This is a genomic window from Limimaricola pyoseonensis (assembly GCF_900102015.1).
Taxonomy (GTDB): Bacteria; Pseudomonadota; Alphaproteobacteria; order Rhodobacterales; family Rhodobacteraceae; genus Limimaricola; species Limimaricola pyoseonensis.
The window spans coordinates 739,627-762,880 of record NZ_FNAT01000002.1 but is presented as its reverse complement, the minus strand read 5'-3'; the positions used below and the strand labels follow the sequence as shown (position 1 = coordinate 762,880).

Sequence of the window (23,254 nt, the reverse complement as noted above, 5' to 3'; positions counted from 1 at the left end):
TAGCCGGTGCCCTGGCCGCGCTTGGAGACGAAGACCTGCTTGGCCTTCCAGACCTCGAGCACCGGCATGCCGGCGATGGGCGAGTTCGGGTCGTCCTGCGCGGCGGGGTTCACGATGTCGTTCGAGCCGATGACGATGGCGACGTCGGTGGTGGGGAAGTCGTCGTTGATCTCGTCCATCTCGAGCACGATGTCGTAGGGCACCCGCGCCTCCGCGAGCAGCACGTTCATGTGGCCGGGCAGCCGCCCCGCCACCGGGTGGATCGCGAAGCGCACGGTCTTGCCCTGCGCCCTGAGCCGGCGGGTCAGCTCGGAGACCGACTGCTGCGCCTGCGCCACGGCCATGCCGTAGCCCGGCACGATCACCACGCTCTCGGCCTCGTCGAGCGCCTGCGCCACGCCCTCGGCGTCGATCGCCACCTGCTCGCCCTCGACCTCCATCGCGGGTCCCGTGCTGCCGCCGAAGCCGCCGAGGATGACCGAGACGAACTTGCGGTTCATCGCCTTGCACATGATGTAGGACAGGATCGCGCCCGAGGCGCCCACCAGCGCGCCGGTGACGATCAGCAGGTCGTTGCCCAGCGTGAAGCCGATCGCGGCGGCGGCCCAGCCCGAGTAGGAGTTCAGCATCGAGACGACCACCGGCATGTCGGCGCCGCCGATGCCCATGATCAGGTGCCAGCCGATGAAGCCGGCGATGACAGTGACCAGCACCATGGTCCAGATGCCGGCCCCGGTGAGGTAGAGAAGCCCCAGCGCCACGCAGAGCGCCAGTGCCGCGGCGTTGAGCATGTGGCCGCCGGGCAGCTTCTTCGGCTTGCCGTCGACCCGGCCGGCGAGTTTGCCGAAGGCCACCACGGAGCCGGTGAAGGTGACCGCGCCGATGAAGATGCCCAGGGCCACCTCGGCCTTCAGGATCGCGATCTCGGCCGCGTCCTTCAGCGCCAGCTTCTTGCCGAAGCCGGTGAGCTCGCCGAAGAAGCCGCCGCCCGCGGCCTGAAGCTCGTCGGGGTCCAGGAGCGCCAGCGCCGCGCGGTCGAGCCCGAGCCCGGCCAGCGTCGCCTCGATGTCGGCGAGCATGATGTCGGCGTTGAGCCCGATGAACACCGCGGCCAAACCGACGAAGCTGTGCAGCGCCGCCACCAGCTGCGGCATCTCGGTCATCTGCACCCGGCCGGCGACGACCCAGCCGGCGAAGCCGCCGGCGATCACCGCGATCAGGATCAGGAAGAGGTTGTGCACGCCGGGGCCGAACACGGTGGCGGCGACCGCCACCGCCATGCCCGCGATGCCGTACCAGACCGCGCGCTTGGCGCTTTCCTGGTTCGACAAGCCGCCCAGCGACAGGATGAAGAGAATGGCCGCGACGATATAGGCGGCCGAGACGATGCCGATGCTCACGATCCGGCCCCCTTACGACTTGCGGAACATGGCGAGCATCCGGCGCGTGACCAGGAAGCCGCCGACGATGTTGATCGAGGCGATCAGCACCGCGATGAACGAAAGCAGCACCACGAGGAAACTGCCCGAGCCGATCTGCAGGAGCGCGCCGAGGATGACGATGCCCGAGATCGCGTTGGTGACCGCCATCAAGGGCGTGTGCAGCGAGTGGCTGACGTTCCAGATCACCTGGAAGCCGACGAAGCAGGCCAGCGCGAAGACGATGAAGTGGCTCATGAAGCTCGCCGGCGCCACCGCGCCCAAAAGCAGCATCACCGCGCCGCCGGCGGCCAAGAGCGTCACCTGGCTGCGGGTCTGGGCGCGGAAGGCCGCGACCTCCTGGCCGCGCTTTTCCTCGGCCGTCAGCTCGCGCGGCTTCTCCTTCTTCGGCGCCGCGGCGATGGCCGCGGTCCTGGGCTTGGGCGGCGGGTAGGTGATCTCGCCCGCATGGGTGGCAGTGGCGCCGCGGATCACGTCGTCGTCCATGTCGTGGTCGACGACGCCGTCCTTGCCCGGCGTGAGATCAGCCAGCATGTGGCGGATGTTGGTGGCGTAGAGCGTCGAGGACTGCGCCGCCATGCGCGAGGGGAAGTCGGTGTAGCCGACGATGGTGACGCCGCCCTCGGTGACGAACTTGTCGTCCGGCACGGTCAGCTCGCAATTGCCGCCGCGCTCGGCGGCGAGATCGACGATCACCGAGCCGGGCTTCATCGCCTCGACCATGTCCTTCGTCCACAGCACCGGCGCGTCGCGGCCCGGGATCAGCGCGGTGGTGATGACGATGTCGGTCTCGGGCGCGAGCTCGCGGAACTTGGCGAGCTGCTTTTCGCGGAACTCAGGCGAAGACGGCGCGGCGTAGCCGCCCGTCGCCGAGCTGTCCTGCGTGTCCTCGAAGTCGAGGAAGACGAACTCGGCGCCCATGCTCTCGATCTGCTCGGCCACCTCGGGGCGCACGTCGAAGGCCTGCACCTGCGCGCCGAGCGAGGTCGCGGTACCGATCGCGGCGAGGCCCGCCACGCCCGCGCCGATCACCAGCACGCGGGCGGGCGGCACCTTGCCCGCGGCCGTCACCTGCCCGGTGAAGAAGCGGCCGAAATTGTTGCCCGCCTCGATCACCGCGCGGTAGCCGGCGATGTTGGCCATCGACGACAGCGCGTCCATCTTCTGCGCCCGGGAGATGCGCGGCACCATGTCCATCGCGATCACCGTGGCGCCGGCGTCCCTGGCGCGGCCCAGCGCTTCGGCGTTCTGGCCCGGGTAGAAGAAGGAAATGAGCGTCTGGCCCTCGCGCAGGCGGCCCAGCTCGTCCTCCAGCGGCGGCCGCACCTTGGTGACGATCTCCGCCTCGGCCCAGAGCGTCGCGGCATCCGCCACGACGGTGACACCGGCCGCCTCGTAGGCCGCGTCGGTGAACCCCGCCGCCAGGCCCGCCCCCGCCTCGACCAGGCAGTCATGCCCCAGCTTCTGCAAGTCCCGTGCCGAGGCCGGCGTCATCGCCACGCGCGACTCGCCCTCATGGAGTTCCTTCGGTGCCCCGATCCTCACGCGTCATCTCCCTCTGGATCATTCTGCAGTCGCGAAAGGAGTATCGGGGGCCAGAATGTTGCACAAGGTCATCACCGGACGAAATTGACCATGCGTCCCATGCGTGGCGTGCAGGTCTCAAAGCCAGCGGCGGGTGCGGGCCGACCATTCGGCGAAGGCCTGCGGGAACCGCGCGCGCAGCGCCGCCTCCTCGCCACGGATGAAGCGCCGGGTCAGGATCCATGCGAAGAGCGGCACCAGCGGCAGCGCCAGCGGCGCGTCGAGCATCAGCGCGGCCCCGGCCAGCACCAGCGCGTCGCCGAGATAGATCGGGTTGCGCGAGAAGCGGAACGGCCCGTCCGTGACCAGCGCCTCGGGGGTCCGGCGCGGCATGACCGGCGTGCCGCGCGGCAGCATCCGCCGCACCGCCCAGAGCATCAGCCCGACCCCCGCCACGATCAGCGCGAGGCCCACCCACCAGGCAAGACCGGCGAGCGTGCCGAAGCCGAGCCCGGTCGGCTCCAGCCAGGCGACGATCCAGGCGGCGGCCAGGCACAGCGCCAGCCAGGCGGGGGGTATCTCGACCTTCGACATGGCGGCACCCTGCGCCGAAGCCGCGGGCTTGTCACGCAAGGATCGCTCAGGGCATCGGCACTGTCAGGCCGCTCGGCACCGTCTCGGGCACGCCCAGACGGCCCTCGCGCGCCACCGGGTCGGTCAGGCTGCGCAGGAAGGCCGCCAGCGCGGCGATCTCGCCTTCGCCCAGCGCCACGGCCTCGCGCGCGCCGGCCTCGACGATGGCCGCGCTCTCGGCCGGGTCGTCGAGGATGCGCCAGTCGGCGACCGGCAGATCGGGCAGCACCGCCTGCGCCCGGTCGTAGCCCGTGGCCGGGTCGGCGTGATGCGCGACGAACCCCTTGAGCGTCGCATGCGCCCCGGCATGGCCGTAGGGCGCGGTCAGCTCGACATTGCGCAGCGACGGCGTGCGGAAGGCGTGCAGGTCCGCCGGGTCGCCGGTCACCCGGAACCGGCCCTCGTCGCGGGCATGGGTCTCAAAGCGCGCGCCCTTGCCCGGCCCGATCTGCGGCGCGGCCATGGCGTGGAAGCCGTGATCGGTCTGGAACGGGCCGGAATGGCAGGCCGCGCAGCCCGCCTCGCCGTAGAACAGCGCCAGCCCCGCCTCGGCCTGCGCGTCAAGCGGCGTGCCGTCGCGCAGCCGCGCGTCGAAGGGGCTGGTGTCGGAGCGGAACTCGAACTCCATGAAGGCGGCGACGGCGTTGGAGATGTCGGGAAAGCCGATCTCGTCGGGGGCGAGCCCGTAGACCGCCGCGAAGCGTTCGGCATAGCCGGGCTCGGCCGCCACCCGCCGCGCGATCAGGTCCCATGCGCCGCCCGGGCCGGTCAGCATGCCCAGCCGCACCGCCTGCGCGACCTCGTTCTCGCTGTAATGCCCGGCCATCTCGTCGGGGCTGAGCACCGGGAACATGGTCTGCGCCGAGAGCATCGTGTCGAAGCCCGCGACCATGTCGGCGTCGAGCGGCGTGCGCATGCCGCCTGGTGCTGCGGGGTCGATCTCCACCCGGCCGTCATGGAACATCGAGACGTATTCGCGCGCGCCGAGGTTCCACAGCGCCTGGCTATTGCGGGGCACCCGCTGCTCGGGCGGGTTGGCGGGGTCGGCGACGCGCGCGGGCCCCAGCCCGATGCCGCCGTCGCCCAAGGGCAGCGACAACCCGTCCGACGTGCCGAAGGCCGGGTGGTGGCAGGTGGCGCAGGCGACCTCGCGGTTGCCCGAGAGGATCGGGTCGTAGAACAGCAGCTGGCCCAGCTCGGCCGCGGCGCGGTCCACCGGCCGGAAGGCCGCGTCGTCGAGCGGCGCGGGCAGCTCCTGCGCCAGCGCCGTTCCGGCGAGAGCCATGCCCAACATGGCGATCGCTGCCTTCCGCATTGCCGTCTCCCTCTTCCCGGCCGTCAGAATGCCGTGGCGGCCGACGCGTCGCAACGCCGCATACAGCATTTGACGCAACGCCGTTCGCGGACTAGAACAAAAGAAGAACACTGATTTGCAAGAGAGAACCCGTGACGTGGTCCCCGATGGCCTCAAGCCCTGCCCCGGAACCGGCCTCCGCCCTGCCGCGCCGCAGGCCGGAGCTGCGCCAGCCGACGCTGTCCGAGATCTTTCCCGAGACGGCGATGGACGCCGCCGCCCCGGCCTTCGCTCTGGCGCATCTCGATCCGGGCGACGGGCCGGTGCTCTGGGTGCAGGACCGGCTCTCGGCGCGCGAAAGCGGCCGGCCCTTCCCGCCGGGGCTGGGGCGCTGCGAGCTGCTGCATCTGCAGGTCTCGCGGCCGATCGACGTGCTCTGGGCGATGGAGCAGGGTCTGGGCTGCGCCGGGCTCGGCGCGGTGATCGGCGAGGTCTGGGGCAGCGCCCCGGCGCTCGACTTCACCGCGACCAAGCGGCTGGCGCTGCGCTCGGAGGCGCATGGCGTCCCGGCCTGGCTGATCCGCCGCGCCGCGCCGCCCGAACTCAGCGCCGCGCGCGAACGCTGGCGGCTGTCCTCGCTGCCCGCGCGTGCCGAGCCGGACGACGCGCGGGCGCCGGGCGCACCGCTCTGGAGCGCCGAGCTGTTCCGCGCCCGTTGGCGCGCGCCCGGGCGCTGGGTGGCCGGGCATGACCCCGAGAGCGGAGAGCTGGCCCTGGGCCACGCCGTCGGCATGGACGAGGCCGAGGCGCTGCGCGTCACGGCCTGAGCCGCGCGGACGGCCGATGCCGGGCCGGGCGCATCCGGGGCAAGGTGAAGGGAAAGAGGTGGGCGTTTTCCTTCCGTCCGGCGCGCCGGGCGCCGGCGCCTTGCCGTCCCTTCACGTTCCACATGTTTCGCTTTCCGCCGCCCCGCCGCTGCGCGCGCCCGGTCCCGTGGTCTCCTGGGGGGAGCCGCGGGCATCGGGCCGGGGCGTCATGGTGCGTGGCCTCACCGGGCATCGCGCCCCCGAACAGAGCGGACGACGACGATGAAGGGCGGGGACAAGCTGCCCGTCCTCGCCTTTCCCACGCCCCGAAAGACCGGACCCCGGCCCCGCGCCGCCGATCCGCGCCGCCTCGCCCGCGCGGCCGAGGCGCTGCGCGCGGCGACCGCAGCCGCGCCGGAGGCGCAGGCGGCGCCCGCCCGTCCGGCGGTCGAGGCGGAGGAGACCTTCACTCCCGTCGGGATCCCGCGCTGGCGCGCCGGGCCGGATGCGCCGCGCGACCCTGCGCGGCAGGGACGCATGGCCGACCTTGCCGGAGCGGAGGGGCGTGACGGCGCCACCGAACGGCCGCGCCGCCGCATCCTGTCGCTGCACCTGCCGCGCTTCGCCATCGAGCGCTGGCAGACCGCCGCCGCGCGGGCGGGCGAGCCCTGGCCCGAGGACGCGCCGCTGGCGCTGGCGCTGGAAGGCCCGCACGGGCCGGTGATCCACGCGGTGAACGCCGCCGCCGCCATGCAGGGCCTCGCCCCCGGCGCGCGGGTGGTCGACATGCGCGCGCTCTGCCCCGAACTGCGCACCCGCTTCGCCGATCCGCGCGGCGACGCGGCGGCGCGGCGGCGGCTGATGCTCTGGGCCCGGCGCTGGTGCCCCTGGACCGCGACGGACGGCACGGACGGGCTGATCATGGACATCACCGGCTCGGACCACCTCTGGGGCGGCGAGGCCGCGATGCGCGATGAGATCGAGACCCGCCTCGCCACGCTCGGCCTCACCGGCCGGGCCGCCATCGCGCCCACCCGCGGCGCGGCTTGGGCGCTGGCGCGGTTCGCCCCCGCCCATCCCGCCTGCGACGACCCGCTCGCGGCCTGCGGCCCCCTGCCCGTCGCGGCGCTGCGGCTCGAACCCGACACGGTGCTGGCGCTCGACCGGCTCGGCCTTTCGACCATCGGCGCGCTGGCCGAGGTGCCCCGGCTGTCGCTGGCGCGCCGCTTCCGCGCCGGGCCACCCGAGACCGACCCGCTCCTGCGGCTCGACCAGCTTTCGGGCCGCACGCCCGAGCCGGTCGACAGCCCCGACGACCCGCCGCGCTTCGCGGTGCAGGCCCGGCTGCCCGAGCCGGTGATCGACCCGGTGCCGCATATCCCGGCGTTGGCCGAGGAGCTTTGCGCCGGCCTCTCGGCGGCGGGCTTCGGCGCGCGGCGCGTGGTGCTCACGCTCTACCGCACCGATGGCGAGGTGGCGCAGGCACAGGCCGCGACCTCGCAGCCCTCGCGCGACCCCGCCCACCTCGTGCGGCTGTTCGGCGGGCGGCTCGACCGGCTCGACCCCGGCTTCGGCTTCGACCTCGTCACCCTCGCCGCGCTAGTGGCCGAGGCGCTGCCCACCCGCCAGCGCCGGCTCGACGGCGCGGCCGAGGCCGAGGGCGACCTCGCCCGGCTGATCGACCGGCTCGCCGCGCGCTTCGGCGCCCACGCCCTGACCCGGCCCTGGCCCGCGCCGAGCCACATCCCCGAGCGCCAGACCCTCTGGCGCCCCGCTCTGCATGTCCCGTCCCGCCCGTACCCGGCGCGGCCCGACCGGCCGCTGCGCCTCTTCGAGCCGCCCGAGGAGATCCGCGTGCTCTATGCCGTGCCCGAGGGCCCGCCGGCGCAGTTCGTCTGGCGCCGCCAGCGGCTGCGCGTCGCCCGCTTCGCCGGGCCCGAGCGCATCGCACCGGAATGGTGGCGCGACCGGCCCGGCACGCGGCTGCGCGACTACTACCGGATCGAGGATCACACCGGGCGGCGCTTCTGGCTCTATCGCGAGGGGCTTTTGCATGACGGCCGCGGGGCCGAGCCGCGCTGGTTCCTGCACGGGGCCTTCGCATGAACGGGCGCGCGAATGTCGGAGTTTTCCAAAGCTCCGACCCGGTCTTTTGCAAAAGACCGGGGACAAGCTGATGCCGGAGATCGAGAAACCGCCGCGCCGCGAGGTGCCATCGGACGGGGACTTCCCGCCGAACCCGCCCGCGCCTTACGTCGAGCTGGGCCTCGCCACCTGCTTTTCCTTCCTGCGCGGCGCCTCGGACGCGATCGACCTCGCCATGCGGGGATGGCAGCTCGGCTACGACGCGCTCGGCGTGGCCGATCTCGACACGCTGGCGGGCGTGGTGCGGATGCACGTGGCGGCGAAAAAGGTGAACGTCCGGCCGGTGATCGGCTGCCGCCTGACGCTGATCTCGGGCGAGGTTTTCCTCGCCTACCCGACCGACCGCGCCGCCTATGGCCGGCTGTCGCGGCTCCTGTCCAAGGGCAAGATGCGCGACCCGGACGGGGGCTGGCAGAGGAAAGGCGTCTGCCAGCTGACGCTCGACGATCTCGCCGCCCATGCCGAGGGGCTGCAGCTGGTGCTGGTCCCGCCCGAGGACATAGCCGGCCTCGCCGCCGCCCTGCCCTACCTGTCCCGCCGCCTGCCCGGCCTGCGCCACGTCGCGGCGGCCTTCCTGTATCGCGGCCACGACCGCGCCCGGATCAACGCGCTCGACCGCATGGCGCGCGCGGCCGGGCTCGGGCTGATGGCCACGGGCGACGTGCTCTACCACGCGCCCGAGCGCCGGCCACTGCAGGACGTGATGACCTGCATCCGTGAGGGGGTGACGCTGGCCGAGGCGGGCGACCTGCTGCTGCCCAATGCCGAGCGGCACCTGAAATCGCCCGCCGAGATGTGCCGCCTCTTCGCCGAGTGGCCGCAGGCGATCCGCGCCACGCGGGCGATCGCCGATACCTGCCACTTCGACCTCGAGGAGCTGGCCTACGAGTACCCGCGCGAGGTGGTGCCCGAGGGCCGCACCCCGCAGGAGCAACTGGAAAAACTGACATGGGCGGGCGCGGCGGCGCGCTGGCCCGAGGGCACGCCCCCGGCCACCCGCAAGGTGCTGGAAAGGGAGCTCGACCTGATCGGCCGGCTCGACATCGCGCGCTACTTTCTGACGATCCACGACATCATATGTTTCGCGCGCGAAACGGCCCGCCCGCCGATCCTGTGCCAGGGCCGCGGCTCGGCGGCGAACTCGGCGGTCTGCTTCGCGCTCGGCATCACCACCGTCGACCCGGCGCAGCACCAGCTGCTGTTCGAGCGCTTCATCTCGGAGGAGCGCCGCGAGCCGCCCGACATCGACGTCGATTTCGAGCATGAGCGGCGCGAGGAGGTAATCCAGCACATCTACGCCAAGTATGGCCGCGACCGCGCCGGGCTCTGCGCCACGGTGATCCACTACCGGCCCCGCAGCGCGATCCGCGAGGTCGGCAAGGTGATGGGGCTGTCAGAGGACGTCACCGGCGCGCTGGCCAAGACGGTCTGGGGCAGCTGGGGCAAGAGCATCGAGGAGCAGAACGTGCGCGAGGCCGGGCTCGACCCGCGCGACCCGCTCTTGCGCAAGGCGCTGCTGATCGCCGGGCAGATGGTCGGCATGCCCCGGCACCTGAGCCAGCATGTCGGCGGCTTCATCCTGACCGAGCGGCCCCTGACCGAGACCGTGCCCATCGGCAACGGCGCGATGGCCGATCGCAGCTTCATCGAGTGGGACAAGGACGACATCGACGCGCTCGGCATCCTCAAGGTCGACATCCTCGCGCTCGGCATGCTGACCTGCATCCGCAAGTGCCTCGACCTTGTCGCCGCGCATTGGGGGCGGCGCGAGGATCTCGCCTCGGTCCCGCGCGAGGACCCGCGCGTCTTCGACATGCTATGCCGCGCCGACAGCCTCGGCGTGTTCCAGGTCGAGAGCCGGGCGCAGATGAACATGCTGCCGCGGCTACGGCCGCGCTCGTTCTACGACCTCGTCATCCAGGTCGCCATCGTCCGCCCCGGCCCGATCCAGGGCGACATGGTCCACCCCTATCTCCGCCGTCGCGCGGGCGAGGAGGCGGTGGAGTATCCGAGCCCCGGCGCGCCGCACGACCCCGAGGAGCTGAAGTCGATCCTGGGCCGGACGCTGGGCGTGCCGATCTTTCAGGAGCAGGCGATGAAGATCGCGATCGACGCCGCCCGCTTCTCGCCCGCCGAGGCGAACGAGCTCAGGAAGGCCATGGCCACCTTCCGCTCGCGCGGCACGATCGAGCTGCTGCAGGAGAAGATGGTCGGCCGCATGGTGGCGCGCGGCTACGCCGAGGAGTTCGCGCGGCGCTGCTTCGAGCAGATCAAGGGCTTCGGCGAATACGGCTTCCCCGAAAGCCACGCCGCGAGCTTCGCGCATCTCGTCTACGTCTCGTCATGGCTGAAATGCCATTTTCCCGGCGCCTTCGGCGCGGCGCTCTTGAACAGCCAGCCGATGGGCTTCTACGCGCCGGCGCAGATCGTGCGCGACATGCGCGAGCACGGCGTCGAGGTGCGCCCCCCCGACGTGAACCTGTCGGAGTGGGACTGCACGCTCGAGCCCCTCTCCTCGGGCGGCTTCGCGGTGCGGCTGGGGCTGCGGATGGTGACCGGGCTTCAGGCCGAGACGGCGGCGCGGATCGCCGCGGCGCGCGACGCGCCCTTCGAGAGCCCCGAGGATCTCAAGGCCTGCGCCGGGGTGAGTGCCGCGACGGTGCGGCGGCTGGCGGCGGCGGATGCGATGCGCTCGATGTTCCTCGACCGGCGGCAGGCGCTGTGGGAGGCGCGCGCGCTGAAGGACGCGCCCGACCTGCCGCTGTTCCGCGAGGCGCGCGACGAAGGCGCGGAGGTGCCGGTGCCCCTGCCCGCCATGCCGGTCTGCGAGCAGGTGGTGGCCGACTACCAGACGCTGCGGCTGTCGCTGAAGGCGCACCCGATGGCCTTCCTGCGCCGCAGCCTCGAAGCGCAGGGCTATGCCAGCGCCGCCGATCTGAACCGCGCGCGCCCGCGCCAGCGGCTGAAGATCGCCGGGCTGGTGCTGATCCGCCAGCGGCCGGGCAGCGCCAAGGGGGTGTGCTTCGTGACGCTGGAGGACGAGACCGGCGTGGCCAACCTCGTGGTCTGGCCCAAGGTGATGGAGCACTACCGCCGCACGGTGATGCAGGCGCGGCTGCTGGTGGCCGAGGGCTACGTGCAGCGCGACGTGGAGATCGTGCATTTCGTGGCCGAGCGGCTGGAGGACCGCTCGGACGCGCTCAGCCGGCTGGCGCCGGGCGGGCTTGTGCCGCCGCTCAGTCCTGCCGACGCGGTGAAGAACCCGGTGCAGGGCTCGGCCCGTGGCACCGGCGCACCCGCGAACGGCCACCCACGCAACGCGGTGCTGCTGCCGAAGAGCCGGGATTTCCACTGAGGCGCGCCGCGCCATTCACCTGCCCCGGAACGCGCGAACGGCCGGGCGCGCGGCCTCAGGCGCTGCGCCGCGCCTGCGCCACGGGCTGTCTGCGCGCGGCCCAGTCGCGCGCAGCCGCGCCGAAGGCCTCAAACAGCGGCCGCGACACCGGGTCGGCGCCGGCGTTCCACTCGGGATGCCACTGCACCGACATGGTGAAGCCCGGCGCACCCTCGACATAGAGCGCCTCGGGCGTGCCGTCGGGGGCGTGGCCGTCGATCACGATGCGGCGGCCCGGCGTCTTTACCCCCTGCCCGTGCAGCGTGTTGGTCATCACCTCGCGCGCGCCGAACAGGCGGTGGAACGGCCCGTCCTCGGTCAGCGTCACGACATGGCGCAGCGCGAACTTCTCCTCGAGCGTGCCGTCGGGCGGCATGCGGTGGTTGGTCCGCCCCGGCAGGTCGCGGATCTCGGGGTAGAGCGAGCCACCCATCGCGACGTTCACCTCCTGGAACCCCCGGCAGATGCCGAAGAAGGGCTGGCCGCGCTCGACACAGGCGCGCACCAGCGGCAGGGTGATTGCATCGCGCGAGCGGTCGAAGGCGCCATGCGCGGGCGTCTCCTCCTCGCCGTATTCGTCGGGATGCACGTTGGGCCGGCCGCCGGTCAGCAGGAAGCCGTCGCAGGCCTCCAGAAGCTCCTTCACAGAGACCAGCTTGGGGTCGGCCGGGATCACCAGCGGCAGCCCGCCCGAGACCTGCGAGATGGCCGAGGAGTTCATCGCGCCGCCGCCATGGGTGACGTAGTGGCCGTCGATGACGTGGTTGTTGCCGATGATTCCGATGACGGGACGGGTCATGATCGCTCCGATTGCCTCCGACCAGAGATATACACCACCGCCCCGCCTGAAAAGCGTCGCGCGGCCCGGGGAGCCCGGGCCGCGCGCACAATCGCCGTCCATGACGGCACAGGCCCCCCGCAGGGGCCCGCGATCAGGCGTCGCCCTTGAGCCCCGCCGCCGCGATGCCGGCCAGCGCCGCCTCGGCGTCGTTGTCCGAGGTGTCGCCGGTCACGCCGACCGCGCCCAGAACCGTGCCGTCCTCGCCGCGCACGATCACGCCGCCGGGCACCGGGACGACCTTGCCGCCGAAGGCGCCGTTGGCGGCCGTCATGAAGTAGTGCTGCGCCTCGGCGCGCGCCATCTGCGCCGAGCCGGGCATCCCGAGCATCACCGCGCCGTAGGCCTTGCCCTCGGCGATGGCGTAACGGCCGGGGCTCGCCCCGTCCTCGCGCTCGAAGGCGAGCGGGTGTCCGCCCGCGTCGAGCACGATCACCGACATCGGCTTGAGGCCCATGTCATGCGCCTTGGCGAGCGTCTCGCGGATGATGGTGCGGGCGGCGTCGATGTTGAGCTTGGACATCAGGCGTTCTCCAGGTTCTTCAGTTCGAGGCGGCGCTGGTGCAGCACCGGTTCGGTGTAGCCCGAGGGCTGCTTGCGGCCCTCGAAGACGAGGTCGCAGGCGGCCTGGAAGGCGAGGCCGTCGAAATGCGGCGCCATCGGCTTGTAGGACGCATCGCCCTCGTTCTGGCGGTCGACCACCTCGGCCATCTTCTTCATGGCGGCCATCACCTGGTCTTCCGAGACGACGCCGTGATGCAGCCAGTTGGCCAGCGCCTGCGACGAGATCCGGCAGGTGGCGCGGTCCTCCATCAGCCCGACATCGTTGATGTCCGGCACCTTGGAGCAGCCGACGCCCTGGTCGATCCAGCGCACCACGTAGCCGAGGATGCCCTGCGCGTTGTTCTCGATCTCGCGCGTGACCTCGGCCGCGTCGAAGTTGCGGCCGGTGGCCAGCGGGATGGTCAGCAGGTCTTGAAGCGTGCCGCGGGCGCCGCCCTTGGCGATCTCGTCCTGACGGGCCATCACGTCCACGTGGTGGTAATGCGTGGCGTGCAGCGTCGCGGCGGTGGGCGACGGCACCCAGGCGCAGGTCGCGCCCGATTTCGGGTGGCCGATCTTGGCCTCCAGCATGTCGGCCATCCGGTCGGGCATGGCCCACATGCCCTTGCCGATCTGGGCGCGGCCCTTCAGGCCGCAGGCCAGGCCGATATCGACGTTGCGATCCTCGTAGGACTGGATCCAGGCCGAGGATTTCATCTCGCCCTTGGGGATCATCGGGCCGGCTTCCATCGAGGTGTGGATCTCGTCGCCGGTGCGGTCGAGGAAGCCGGTGTTGATGAAGGCCACCCGGTTCTTCGCGGCGCGGATGCATTCCTTGAGGTTGACCGAGGTGCGGCGCTCCTCGTCCATGATGCCGAGCTTGACGGTGTATTGCGGCAGGCCCAGCAGCTTCTCGACCGCCGAGAACATCTCGTCGGAGAGCTTCACCTCGTCGGGGCCGTGCATCTTCGGCTTCACGACATAGACCGAGCCGTGGGTCGAGTTGCGCGGGCCTTCGGTCTTCTTCAGGTCGTGCATGGCGATCAGAACGGTGATCGCCGCGTCCATCAGCCCTTCCGAGATCTCGTGCTCGTCATCCTTGCCGATGATCGCCGGGTTGGTCATCAGGTGGCCGACATTGCGCACCAGCATCAGCGAGCGGCCCTTGACGGTGAAGCTCGACCCGTCCGGCGCGGTGAACGTCTGGTCGTCGGCCATGCGGCGGGTCATCTCCTCGCCGCCCTTCTTGAAGGTCGCCTCGAGCGAGCCCTTCATCAGGCCGAGCCAGTTGCGATAGGCCAGAACCTTGTCCTCGGCGTCGACGCAGGCGACCGAGTCCTCGCAATCCATGATGGTCGAGACCGCGCTCTCGAGCCGGATATCGGAGATGCCGGCCTTGTCCGACTTGCCGATCTGGCTGGACGGGTCGACCACGATCTCGATCAGCAGGCCGTTCTGCTGCAGCAGCACCTGCAGGTCCGCCTTGCCGTCGGTCCTGGAGCCCGCGAACTGCTCGGGGTCCTGCAGCCCGTGCTCGGCGTCGCCCCGGCAGGCCACCAGCGTGCCGCCCTTGACCTCGAGACGCTCGATCTCGGCCCAGGAGATACCGTCGAGCGGCGCGATCTCGTCGAGATGCTTGCGGCCCCAGGCGATCACCTCGGCGCCGCGCGCGTCGTCATAGCCCTTGCCCTCGGGCAGGCTGCCCAGCGCATCGGTGCCGTAGAGCGCGTCGTAGAGGCTGCCCCAGCGGGCGTTGGCGGCGTTCAGCGCGAAGCGGGCATTGGTGATCGGCACCACCAGCTGCGGCCCGGGCGTCGTCGCGATCTCGGGGTCGGTGTTCTCGGTGCCGATCTCGAAATCGCCGCCCTCAGGCACGATGTAGCCGATGCTGTCGAGAAAGCCGCGATACTCGGCCGGGTCGATCTGCTGGCCCTTGCGCTCCAGGTGCCAGGCGTCGATCTCGGCCTGCATCTTGGCGCGCGCGCCCAGCGCCTCGCGGATCCGCGGGCCGAACTCCTGCTCGAGGGCGGCGAAGCCCTTCCAGAACGCCTCCGCGTCGAGGCCCGTGCCCGGAAGCGCCTCGTCCGTGACGAACTCCACCAGTTCGGGGGCCCAAAGCAGCCCGTGCTTGTCGATCCTCTCGGCCATGGCCGTTCCTCCTCGCATTCAGTCGCACATTGGCTAATCCATCGCGAGGGAGCCGGCAACTCGGTCGGGCAGAACGGTACAGGGGCGCGACCCCTCCGGACCGCGCCCCTGCACCGTTTCGCCGCGATGCGGGCCCGGAGGCCCGTGCGCTGTGTCAGTCGGGCGCCACGGCCGGCTGGCCGGGCGTCTCGTCGCCCAGCTGCTCGGGCGCGCCGACGATTTCCGGATCCTCGGTCTCGACCTCCTCGCCGGGCACGGCCTCCACGGTGGCCTCCGCCTCGGGCTCGTTGCCCTGGCCGAAGCCGATGAAGGTCAGCAGAACGATCAGCAGGACGCCGAAGACGGCCACCAGAGCGATGCCGACCAGCGGGCCCTTGTGGCGTTTTTCCTGTTTTTCGACATCGGTATGCGGGGCGGACATGGGCTATCTCCCTCGAATGGGTTGCCGCGCCGACATCTGCGGTCGCGGGCGGGGGCGCGCTTGAAGGCCCCCTGTCGAGGCCCTAACGTCCGGTCCGCCCGGAAGGTTCAGCGAAAGGCCCGCCAGCATGACCCAGCACGACCCCCGCACCGTCTACCTGAAGGACTACCAGCCGCCCGCCTACCTGGTGGACGAGGTGAAGCTGACCTTCCGCCTCGCGCCCGAGACGACGCGGGTGCTGTCGGAGATCCGCTTCCGTCCCAACCCCGACGCCGCCTCGCGCGACTTCTTCCTGCATGGCGAGCAGCTGAAGCTGATCTCGGCCAGCATCGACGGCACGCCGGTCGAGCCCGAGCTTGTCGAGGGCGGGCTGAAGCTCGACGCGCCCGACGCGGCCTTCACCTTCGCCGCCGAGGTCGAGATCGACCCCGAGCACAACACCGCGCTCGAGGGGCTCTACCGCTCGAACGGCATGTACTGCACCCAGTGCGAGGCCGAGGGCTTCCGCAAGATCACCTTCTACCCCGACCGGCCCGACGTGATGGCGCCGTTCCACGTGCGCGTCGAGAGCGACCTGCCGGTGCTTTTGTCGAACGGCAACCCGGGCGAGCGCGGCGACGGCTTCGCCGAGTGGCACGACCCCTGGCCCAAGCCCGCCTATCTCTTCGCGCTGGTGGCTGGCGAACTCGTCGCCCATTCCGACCGCTTCACCACCCGCTCGGGCCGCGAGGTCGAGCTGAACCTCTGGGTGCGCGAGGCCGACATCGACAAATGCGCATTCGGCATGGAGGCGCTGAAGAAGTCGATGCGCTGGGACGAGGAAGTCTATGGCCGCGAATACGATCTCGACGTGTTCAACATCGTCGCGGTCGACGACTTCAACATGGGCGCGATGGAGAACAAGGGGCTGAACATCTTCAACTCCTCCGCCGTGCTGGCCTCGCCCGAGACCGCCACCGACGCCGATTTCGAGCGGATCGAGGCGATCATCGCGCATGAGTACTTCCACAACTGGACCGGCAACCGCATCACCTGCCGCGACTGGTTCCAGCTTTGCCTCAAGGAAGGCCTCACGGTGTTCCGCGACCAGCAGTTCACCGGCGACATGCGCTCCCACGCGGTCAAGCGGATCGACGACGCGATGACCCTGCGCGCGATGCAGTTCCGCGAGGACAACGGCCCGCTCGCCCACCCGGTGCGGCCCGAGAGCTTCGTCGAGATCAACAACTTCTACACCGTCACCGTCTACGAGAAGGGCGCCGAGATCGTCGGCATGCTGCGCCGGCTGGTCGGCGAGGAGGGCTACCGCAAGGCGCTCGACCTCTATTTCGACCGGCATGACGGGCAGGCCGTGACCATCGAGGACTGGCTCAGGGCCTTCGAGGATGCCACCGGGCGCGACCTGTCGCAGTTCGGCCGCTGGTACAGCCAGGCCGGCACGCCGCGCGTGCACGTGACCGAGGACTGGGCCGACGGGCGCTACACGCTGACGCTGCGCCAGGAGACGCCCGCCACCCCCGGCCAGCCCGACAAGGCGCCGCAGGTGATCCCGGTCGCGGTCGGGCTGCTCAACCCCAATGGCGACGAGGTGGTGCCGACCACCGTGCTGGAGCTGACCGAGGCCGAGCAGAGCTTCCATTTCGAGACGCTCTCGGCCCGCCCCGTGCCCTCGCTGCTGCGCGGCTTCTCGGCGCCGGTGATCCTCAAGCGGCAGCAGTCGAAGGAGGAGCGCGCCTTCCTGCTCGCCCATGACACCGACCCGTTCAACAAGTGGGAGGCCGGCCGCGACCTCGCCCGCGACGGGCTGATGGCGATGGTGCTCGACGGCGCGGGGCCCGATGCCGACTACATCGACGCGCTGGGCCGCGGCATCGCCGACGAGGGGCTCGACCCGGCCTTCCGGGCGCAACTTCTCGCGCTGCCCGGCGAGGACGAGTTGGCGCAGGCGATCTTCGAGACCGGCCGCGCGCCCGACCCGACCGCGATCTTCGAGGCGCGCGAGGCGCTGCGCCGGGCGGTGGCCGAGCGGCTGGGCGACGTGCTGGGCCGGCTCTACGAGACGCATCAGATCGATGGCCCCTACAGCCCCGAGGCCGAGGATGCCGGACGCCGGGCGCTGACCAACGCCGCGCTGTCGCTGCTGTCGCTCACCGAGGGCGGCGACCGGGCGCGCGCGCAGTTCCGCGCAGCCGACAACATGACCCAGCAGATCGCCGCGCTCTCGGCGCTGCTGTCGATCGAGGAGGGCGCGGCCGAACTCAAGGCGTTCGAGGACCAGTGGAGCCACGAGCGGCTGGTGATGAACAAGTGGTTCGGCCTGCAGGTAGCGCGCGCCACGCCCGAGCGGGCGGCCGCGACCGCAGAGGCGCTGACCCGGCATTCGGCCTTCGAGTGGAAGAACCCCAACCGCTTCCGCGCGGTGTTCGGGGCGCTTGCGGGCAACGCGGCGGGCTTCCATCACCCGTCGGGTGCGGGCTACCGGCTGCTGGCGGACTGGCTTTTGAAGCTCGACCCGCTGAATCCGCAGACCACCGCCCGGATGACGCAGGCCTTCTCGACCTGGAAGCGCTACGACGAGACCCGGCAGGGCCTGATCCGCGCCGAGCTGGAGCGGATCGCCGGGACCGAGGGGCTGAGCCGCGACACCTCGGAGATGGTCGGGCGGATGCTGGCCGACTGACCGGCCCCGCGGCACTCCGCCGCGGAACGCCATCCCCCTCCTTGCGGTTTGGGCCTCGAACACCCGAACCGCAAGGAGACGGATATGACCGACATCACCGACGCCAAGATCCTGATCATCGCCACCGACGGTTTCGAGAAGTCCGAGCTCGAGGTGCCGCGCGACAAGCTGCGCGAGGCCGGCGCGACCGTGCATGTCGCAAGCCCCGACGGCGACGCGATCAAGAGCTGGGACGAGACCGACTGGGGCCCGAAGGCCGATGTCGACCTGAAGATCTCTGACGCCAAGCTCGACGACTACCACGCGCTGGTGCTGCCGGGCGGCCAGATCAACCCCGACATTCTGCGCACCAAGACCGAGGCGATCAGCCTCGTGAAGGAGTTCACCCGGGCCGGCAAGATCGTCGCCGCGATCTGCCATGGCCCGTGGATGCTGATCGAGGCCGACGTGGTGCGGGGGCGCGAGATGACCTCCTACCCCTCGATCCGCACCGACCTGAAGAACGCCGGCGCGAACGTCGTCGACAAGCAGGTCGCCATCGACAACGGCATCATCACCAGCCGCAATCCCGACGATCTCGACGCCTTCGTGTCGAAGATCATCGAGGAGGTGCGCGAGGGCAAGCATCCGCGCCAGGCCGCGTGACCGACAGGGGCGCGGCGGACCTGCGCCGCGCCCGCCCGGCACCCGGCGGGGTCTTGCCCTTGCCGGGCGCTTCGGGCCGCTACCATTGCCAAAACGGCGGCAATCGAGCAAACGTCACGGAACTGCCGCATGGGAATGGTTCTTAAGATCTCATGAAAGACCGCATAGACCCGCTGATTGCCGAGCGTGCGCCATGGATGTTCCGGCAGTCACCCCTGATCCGCCCTCTGCGCGGTCTTCTCCACCTCGCCCTCTCCTATGACCGCACGGTGTCGATCGGCACGCGCCTGCAGGACGAGCCGACCGCCCGCATCATGGGCGAGATGGGCGACATGCTGGCCAAGCATCTCACCGTGACCGGGCTCGACCACGTGCCGCGCCACGGCCCGGCGCTGATCGTGGCCAACCACCCGACCGGCATCGCCGACGGGATCATGCTCTACCACGTGCTCAAGTCGATCCGGCCGGATCTCTTCATCTATGCCAATGGCGACATCCTGCGGGTGCTGCCGCAGATGGAGGACCTGATCATCCCGGTCGAGTGGCGCAAGGAAAAGCGCAGCCACGCCAAGACCAAGATGACGATGGACCTGACCCGGCAGGCGGTGAAGGACGGGCGTCTCGGCGTCATCTTCCCCTCGGGCCGGCTGGCCAAGCGCCGCGGGCTGCGGCTGCACGAACGGCCCTGGATGCCCTCGGCCGCGATGCTGGCGCGCAAGTTCGACCTGCCGGTCATCCCGGTGAACATCCGCGCCCGCAACTCGGCGCTGTTCTACCTGTTCGACCTGATCCACCCGACGCTGCGCGACATCACCCTGTTCCACGAGATGCTGAACAAGGATCGCCAGCCCTACGTGGTCTCGATCGGCGAGGAGATCTCGCCCGCCTCGCTGCCCGCCTCGTCGGAGGGCGGGATCGAGATGCTGAAGAAGGCGACGCTGGCGCTGGGCGGGCGCGACGCGCCGACGGTGAGCCTCGTGCGCTCGACCCGCCGGCCGATGCTGCTGCGCAGTCGCGCCTAGAGCGCGGCGATCCGCTCCACCACCCGTTCGGGCCGCGCCTTGGGGCGCGGCGAGACCAGCACCGGGCCCAGCGCGCAGTAGCTCTGCTCGCGTGTCCATGCGGCCATCTCGGCCCGCATCGAGGATTTGGTCATCGGACCCCAATCGGCGGCGATCCCGGCGCGGCGGCCGTCCTTCAGCGCCACGGCGCCGTCGCGCGTCACCGTGCGGGCCATGATCCGCGCCGCGCAGGACAGGTTGCGGACCGGGTCGCGCAACGAAGCGCCGTCCTTGGCCATGCAGCCATAGCCGCGCGCGGTGCCGGGCAGGATCTGCAAGAGACCGTGATAGAGCCCGCCGCCGCCCACCGCCTCGGGGCGGTGCCGGCTTTCGTGCCGCGCCAGCGCCGACATCACGCCGACCCAGAAGGCGCGGCGCAGCTTCGGCGGGTTCTGGGCATAGGCCGGGCACCAGTCCGAGATGTCCTGCGGCAAGGTTTCGGCCAGCGGCGCGGCCGGGCCGTTCAGCGCGGCCAGCAGCCCCCGCGTCCACATGCCCGCGCCGGGTCGGTGGTCCCAGCGCGCCTCGGGCAGGAACGGGTCGCGCGCCGGCGGGCGCGGCACGCGCGTAGGCGCGGTGTCCCCGACCGTCCCGACCTTGATGGCCGACCGATCGGAAAAGTCAGAGCTTTCAGTGACTTGGACTGCAGCCGGGCCCGGCGGCTCGGCAGAGACCGCCAGACCCGGCATCACGGCGACGGAACCCCCCAGGAACCATGCCACGAGCATGGGCCGATACCTGCACCGTGCCCCGGACACGATGCAACGCCAAAAGACATGCCTGCCCCGTGGTCGTCGCATCCGGGCCACGGCCTGTGTCGCGCGCGTGACAGCCATGTCTCAGCTCTCGGCCGCGCCGGGCTGGCAGTAGGACTGGCTGCGGGTCCATTGCCGCATCTCCTCGCGCTTGCGCGAGCTGTGGAACGGGCCCCAATCGGCGGCGAGGCCGCGCATCCCGGCCGAAACCGCGTTGTCGCGCAGCACCGTGCGCGCCGCGATCCGCACCGCGCAGGAGAGGTTGGCGACGCCGTCCTGCAGCGCCGAGCCGCTGCCGGCCGCGCAGCCATAGCTGCGCGCGGTGGCCGGCGCGATCTGCACGAGGCCGAACCAGCGACCGCCGCCGCCCACCGCGGCGGGGTTCCAGGTGCTCTCGTGCTTGGCCAGCGCCGAGAACATCCCGGCCCAGAAGGCCGCGCGCTCTTCCTGGCTGGCTTCGGCGTAGCCCGGGCACCAGTCGCCGATGTCGACTGGCACCTCGGTCAGCAGCGGCGCGCCGTGCGAGCGCAGCGCCTTGAGCGTGGCGTCGGTCCATTCAGCGCTTTCGGGGCGGTGGTCCCAGGCCATGACCGGCAGCGGCGGCGGGGCGGTGACGGCGGCTTCGGGTTCGGGGATCTCGGCGCAGGCGGCGGCGAGACCGAGCACGACGAAGGGCAGCACTCGGCGGCGCAGACGCGCGGTCACGGTTTTGGGGAACATGTCTTGTCTCGGTTCGTTGTGGCAGCAACTGGCGCCGATCTGTGCGCCCGCGCGGGGGCCTGTCGAGTCCGCGATGGCCAAGCCCCTGATTTGGGCGGAACCCCGCCCAGCCGCCTGCGGGAAATCCGCCGGTCGAACCGCCCTCCGCCCGCTCATGCCCCTGCCCCGTCACCCTTGAAGGCCGGGCCGTCTGCGCCTAATCAGGCGCCGACAGTTGCAAGGAGAGGCTCAGATGCTGGACCTGACATTCGAGGCCCCCGCCCCCAAGGTGATCCAGGGCGCCAAGGAGGAGTGGGAGCTGGTGATCGGCCTCGAGGTGCATGCCCAGGTCTCGACCCGCGCCAAGCTCTTCTCCGGCGCCTCGACCGAGTTCGGCGCCGAGCCGAACTCAAACGTCGCCTTCGTCGACGCGGGCATGCCCGGCATGCTGCCGGTGATCAACGAGGGCTGCGTGGCGCAGGCGGTGCGCACCGGGCTCGGTCTCAAGGCCGAGATCAACCTGCGCTCGGCCTTCGACCGCAAGAACTACTTCTACCCCGACCTGCCGCAGGGCTACCAGATCAGCCAGCTCTACCACCCGATCGTCGGCGAGGGCGAAGTGATCGTCGAGATGGCGCCGGGCGTCGCCCGCCGCGTCCGGATCGAGCGCATCCATCTCGAGCAGGACGCCGGCAAGTCGATCCACGACATGGACCCGGCGATGTCCTTCGTCGATCTCAACCGCACCGGCGTGGCGCTGATGGAGATCGTCTCGCGCCCCGATATCCGCGGCCCCGAGGAAGCGGCCGCCTATGTCGGCAAGCTGCGCCAGATCATGCGCTATCTCGGCACCTGCGACGGCAACATGCAGAACGGCAACCTGCGCGCCGACGTCAACGTCTCGGTCTGCCGCCCCGGCGACTACGAGAAGTACCAGGAGACGCAGGATTTCGGCCATCTCGGCACGCGCTGCGAGATCAAGAACATGAACTCGATGCGCTTCATCCAACAGGCGATCGAGTTCGAGGCGCGCCGCCAGATCGCGATCCTCGAGGATGGCGGCAGCATCGTGCAGGAAACCCGCCTCTACGACCCCGACAAGGGCGAGACCCGGTCGATGCGCTCCAAGGAAGAGGCGCATGACTACCGCTACTTCCCCGATCCCGACCTGCTGCCCTTGGAGATCGAGCAGGCCTGGGTCGACGACATCAAGGCGCATCTGCCCGAGCTGCCGGACCAGAAGAAGGCCCGCTTCATGGCCGATTTCGGCCTGTCGGACTACGATGCGGGCGTGCTGACGGCCGAGCTCGCCAACGCGATCTACTTCGAGGCGGTGGTCAACCACGTCGAGGCCAAGGATGGCAAGCTCGCCGCGAACTGGGTGATCAACGAGCTGTTCGGCCGGCTCAAGAAGGACGACCTCGGCATCGAGGCGAGCCCGGTGAGCCCGGCGCAGCTGGGCGAGGTCGTGGCGCTGATCTCGAAGGGCGACATCTCGGGCAAGATCGCCAAGGAGCTGTTCGAGATCGTCTACACCGAGGGCGGCGAGCCGGCGAAGATCGTCGAGGAGCGCGGCATGAAGCAGGTCACCGACACCGGCGCCATCGAGGCCGCGGTGGACGAGATCATCGCCGCCAACCCCGCGCAGGTCGAGAAGGCCAAGCAGAACCCGAAGCTCGCGGGCTGGTTCGTGGGCCAGGTGATGAAGGCCACCGGCGGCAAGGCCAACCCGGCGGCGGTGAACCAGATCGTGACCGGCAAGCTCGGCCTCTGAACCGCGAGGGGAACGCGCCATGACCTCCTACGAATACAAGATCGTCCCCGCCCCGCGCCGCGGCCAGAAGGAACGCGGGCTGAAGACGCCCGAGGATCGCTTCGCCCGCACGCTCGAGGCCGCGCTCACCGAGCACGGCGCCAAGGGCTGGGAATACCTGCGCGCCGAGACCCTGCCCTGCGAGGAGCGGCGCGGCCTCGGCCGAAGCAGCACGGTCTATCACAGCGTGCTGGTGTTCCGCCGGCCCCTGCCCGGCGCGGCCGCGACGACGGTGCAGGAGGTGGGCGCCCCGGCGCCCGGCGGGCTCACCGCCAGCCGCGACGCCCGCCCCGCCGCGCCCTCCGGCCCCGGCCCTCGGGCGCGGCAGGACATCCCCGACCGCCCCGCCTCCCCCGCCGGCGGCGACGGCGACGCGTGATCCCGCGCCCCGGCGGTCGGCCGCCGGGGTGGTAAAA

General features: G+C 71.0%; 18 protein-coding genes. 8 read left to right on the top strand and 10 right to left on the bottom strand.

Annotation, left to right across the window (positions count from 1 at the left end; all coding sequences use genetic code 11):
- From BLT43_RS07480 to BLT43_RS07465, 4 genes are all read right to left on the bottom strand, one after another.
- On the bottom strand, positions 1-1,400 hold a 1,400-nt coding region (locus BLT43_RS07480), incomplete at its 3' end, for an NAD(P)(+) transhydrogenase (Re/Si-specific) subunit beta (RefSeq protein ID WP_090111472.1).
- Positions 1,401-1,412: 12 nt separating this feature from the next.
- A complete protein-coding gene (locus tag BLT43_RS07475) occupies positions 1,413-2,984 on the bottom strand; it encodes a Re/Si-specific NAD(P)(+) transhydrogenase subunit alpha (protein ID WP_090111470.1) in 1,572 nt (523 codons plus the stop codon).
- Positions 2,985-3,101: 117 nt separating this feature from the next.
- Entirely contained in the window at positions 3,102-3,596 is a 495-nt protein-coding gene (locus BLT43_RS07470; RefSeq protein WP_423222119.1) for a methyltransferase family protein, read from the bottom strand.
- Between the two features lie 7 nt (positions 3,597-3,603).
- Positions 3,604-4,911, bottom strand: coding sequence for a cytochrome-c peroxidase (locus tag BLT43_RS07465; protein WP_090111466.1), 1,308 nt, complete (start codon positions 4,909-4,911; stop codon positions 3,604-3,606).
- Between the two features lie 131 nt (positions 4,912-5,042).
- Here BLT43_RS07465 and BLT43_RS07460 point away from each other — a divergent pair, with 131 nt between their 5' ends.
- The 3 genes from BLT43_RS07460 (at position 5,043) to BLT43_RS07450 (ending at position 11,196) form a co-directional block, all read left to right on the top strand.
- A complete protein-coding gene (locus BLT43_RS07460) occupies positions 5,043-5,717 on the top strand; it encodes a hypothetical protein (protein WP_423222118.1) in 675 nt (224 codons plus the stop codon).
- A 261-nt stretch (positions 5,718-5,978) separates the two neighbouring features.
- Positions 5,979-7,802: a Y-family DNA polymerase gene (locus BLT43_RS07455; RefSeq protein ID WP_090111462.1), complete on the top strand. Its 1,824-nt coding sequence runs from the start codon at positions 5,979-5,981 to the stop codon at positions 7,800-7,802.
- 70 nt (positions 7,803-7,872) lie between these two features.
- Positions 7,873-11,196, top strand: a complete 3,324-nt coding sequence (locus tag BLT43_RS07450; RefSeq protein WP_090111460.1) for an error-prone DNA polymerase — start codon at positions 7,873-7,875, stop codon at positions 11,194-11,196.
- 55 nt (positions 11,197-11,251) lie between these two features.
- Here BLT43_RS07450 and BLT43_RS07445 read toward each other — a convergent pair whose 3' ends face one another.
- From BLT43_RS07445 to BLT43_RS07430, 4 genes are all read right to left on the bottom strand, one after another.
- On the bottom strand, positions 11,252-12,034 hold the full coding sequence (locus BLT43_RS07445) for a gamma-glutamyl-gamma-aminobutyrate hydrolase family protein (RefSeq protein ID WP_090111458.1): 783 nt from the start codon (positions 12,032-12,034) through the stop codon (positions 11,252-11,254).
- Between the two features lie 133 nt (positions 12,035-12,167).
- On the bottom strand, positions 12,168-12,596 hold the full coding sequence (locus tag BLT43_RS07440; RefSeq protein ID WP_090111456.1) for a GlcG/HbpS family heme-binding protein: 429 nt from the start codon (positions 12,594-12,596) through the stop codon (positions 12,168-12,170).
- Positions 12,596-14,764 carry a malate synthase G gene (locus BLT43_RS07435; protein WP_090111454.1) on the bottom strand — a complete coding sequence of 723 codons (2,169 nt, stop codon included), beginning with the start codon at positions 14,762-14,764 and terminating at the stop codon, positions 12,596-12,598. Before BLT43_RS07435 ends, BLT43_RS07440 begins: the two co-directional genes overlap by 1 nt.
- Before the next feature lie 154 nt (positions 14,765-14,918).
- Complete coding sequence (locus tag BLT43_RS07430; protein ID WP_090111452.1) at positions 14,919-15,185, bottom strand: DUF2273 domain-containing protein; 267 nt, start codon at positions 15,183-15,185, stop codon at positions 14,919-14,921.
- Positions 15,186-15,312: 127 nt separating this feature from the next.
- Between BLT43_RS07430 and pepN the strand changes: the two genes are divergently transcribed.
- From pepN to BLT43_RS07415, 3 genes are all read left to right on the top strand, one after another.
- Entirely contained in the window at positions 15,313-17,865 is a 2,553-nt protein-coding gene (gene pepN / locus BLT43_RS07425) for an aminopeptidase N (protein ID WP_090111450.1), read from the top strand.
- An 84-nt stretch (positions 17,866-17,949) separates the two neighbouring features.
- Complete coding sequence (locus BLT43_RS07420) at positions 17,950-18,510, top strand: type 1 glutamine amidotransferase domain-containing protein (RefSeq protein WP_090111448.1); 561 nt, start codon at positions 17,950-17,952, stop codon at positions 18,508-18,510.
- Positions 18,511-18,662: 152 nt separating this feature from the next.
- A complete protein-coding gene (locus BLT43_RS07415; RefSeq protein ID WP_090111446.1) occupies positions 18,663-19,532 on the top strand; it encodes a lysophospholipid acyltransferase family protein in 870 nt (289 codons plus the stop codon).
- Here BLT43_RS07415 and BLT43_RS07410 read toward each other — a convergent pair.
- Both BLT43_RS07410 and BLT43_RS07405 read right to left on the bottom strand, forming a co-directional pair.
- The gene (locus BLT43_RS07410) at positions 19,529-20,134 is read right to left on the bottom strand and encodes a transglycosylase SLT domain-containing protein (RefSeq protein WP_242652239.1); all 606 of its coding nucleotides are present in this window, start codon (positions 20,132-20,134) and stop codon (positions 19,529-19,531) included. The genes BLT43_RS07415 and BLT43_RS07410 overlap by 4 nt on opposite strands.
- Positions 20,135-20,410: 276 nt before the next feature.
- The gene (locus tag BLT43_RS07405; protein WP_090111443.1) at positions 20,411-21,046 is read right to left on the bottom strand and encodes a lytic transglycosylase domain-containing protein; all 636 of its coding nucleotides are present in this window, start codon (positions 21,044-21,046) and stop codon (positions 20,411-20,413) included.
- A gap of 232 nt (positions 21,047-21,278) precedes the next feature.
- Here BLT43_RS07405 and gatB point away from each other — a divergent pair, with 232 nt between their 5' ends.
- Together gatB and BLT43_RS07395 are read left to right on the top strand one after the other, a co-directional pair.
- A complete protein-coding gene (gatB, locus tag BLT43_RS07400; protein ID WP_090111441.1) occupies positions 21,279-22,799 on the top strand; it encodes an Asp-tRNA(Asn)/Glu-tRNA(Gln) amidotransferase subunit GatB in 1,521 nt (506 codons plus the stop codon).
- Between the two features lie 19 nt (positions 22,800-22,818).
- Positions 22,819-23,217 carry a DUF4177 domain-containing protein gene (locus BLT43_RS07395; protein ID WP_090111439.1) on the top strand — a complete coding sequence of 133 codons (399 nt, stop codon included), beginning with the start codon at positions 22,819-22,821 and terminating at the stop codon, positions 23,215-23,217.
- Positions 23,218-23,254 lie beyond the last annotated feature (37 nt).

Coding starts and splice junctions, on each gene's coding strand:
- BLT43_RS07465 (WP_090111466.1), bottom strand. CDS start 4,911: ATGCGGAAGGCAGCGATCGCCATGTTGGGCATGGCTCTCGCCGGAACG.
- BLT43_RS07455 (WP_090111462.1), top strand. CDS start 5,979: ATGAAGGGCGGGGACAAGCTGCCCGTCCTCGCCTTTCCCACGCCCCGA.
- BLT43_RS07450 (WP_090111460.1), top strand. CDS start 7,873: ATGCCGGAGATCGAGAAACCGCCGCGCCGCGAGGTGCCATCGGACGGG.
- BLT43_RS07445 (WP_090111458.1), bottom strand. CDS start 12,034: ATGACCCGTCCCGTCATCGGAATCATCGGCAACAACCACGTCATCGAC.
- BLT43_RS07440 (WP_090111456.1), bottom strand. CDS start 12,596: ATGTCCAAGCTCAACATCGACGCCGCCCGCACCATCATCCGCGAGACG.
- BLT43_RS07435 (WP_090111454.1), bottom strand. CDS start 14,764: ATGGCCGAGAGGATCGACAAGCACGGGCTGCTTTGGGCCCCCGAACTG.
- BLT43_RS07430 (WP_090111452.1), bottom strand. CDS start 15,185: ATGTCCGCCCCGCATACCGATGTCGAAAAACAGGAAAAACGCCACAAG.
- pepN (WP_090111450.1), top strand. CDS start 15,313: ATGACCCAGCACGACCCCCGCACCGTCTACCTGAAGGACTACCAGCCG.
- BLT43_RS07420 (WP_090111448.1), top strand. CDS start 17,950: ATGACCGACATCACCGACGCCAAGATCCTGATCATCGCCACCGACGGT.
- BLT43_RS07415 (WP_090111446.1), top strand. CDS start 18,663: ATGAAAGACCGCATAGACCCGCTGATTGCCGAGCGTGCGCCATGGATG.
- BLT43_RS07405 (WP_090111443.1), bottom strand. CDS start 21,046: ATGTTCCCCAAAACCGTGACCGCGCGTCTGCGCCGCCGAGTGCTGCCC.
- gatB (WP_090111441.1), top strand. CDS start 21,279: ATGCTGGACCTGACATTCGAGGCCCCCGCCCCCAAGGTGATCCAGGGC.
- BLT43_RS07395 (WP_090111439.1), top strand. CDS start 22,819: ATGACCTCCTACGAATACAAGATCGTCCCCGCCCCGCGCCGCGGCCAG.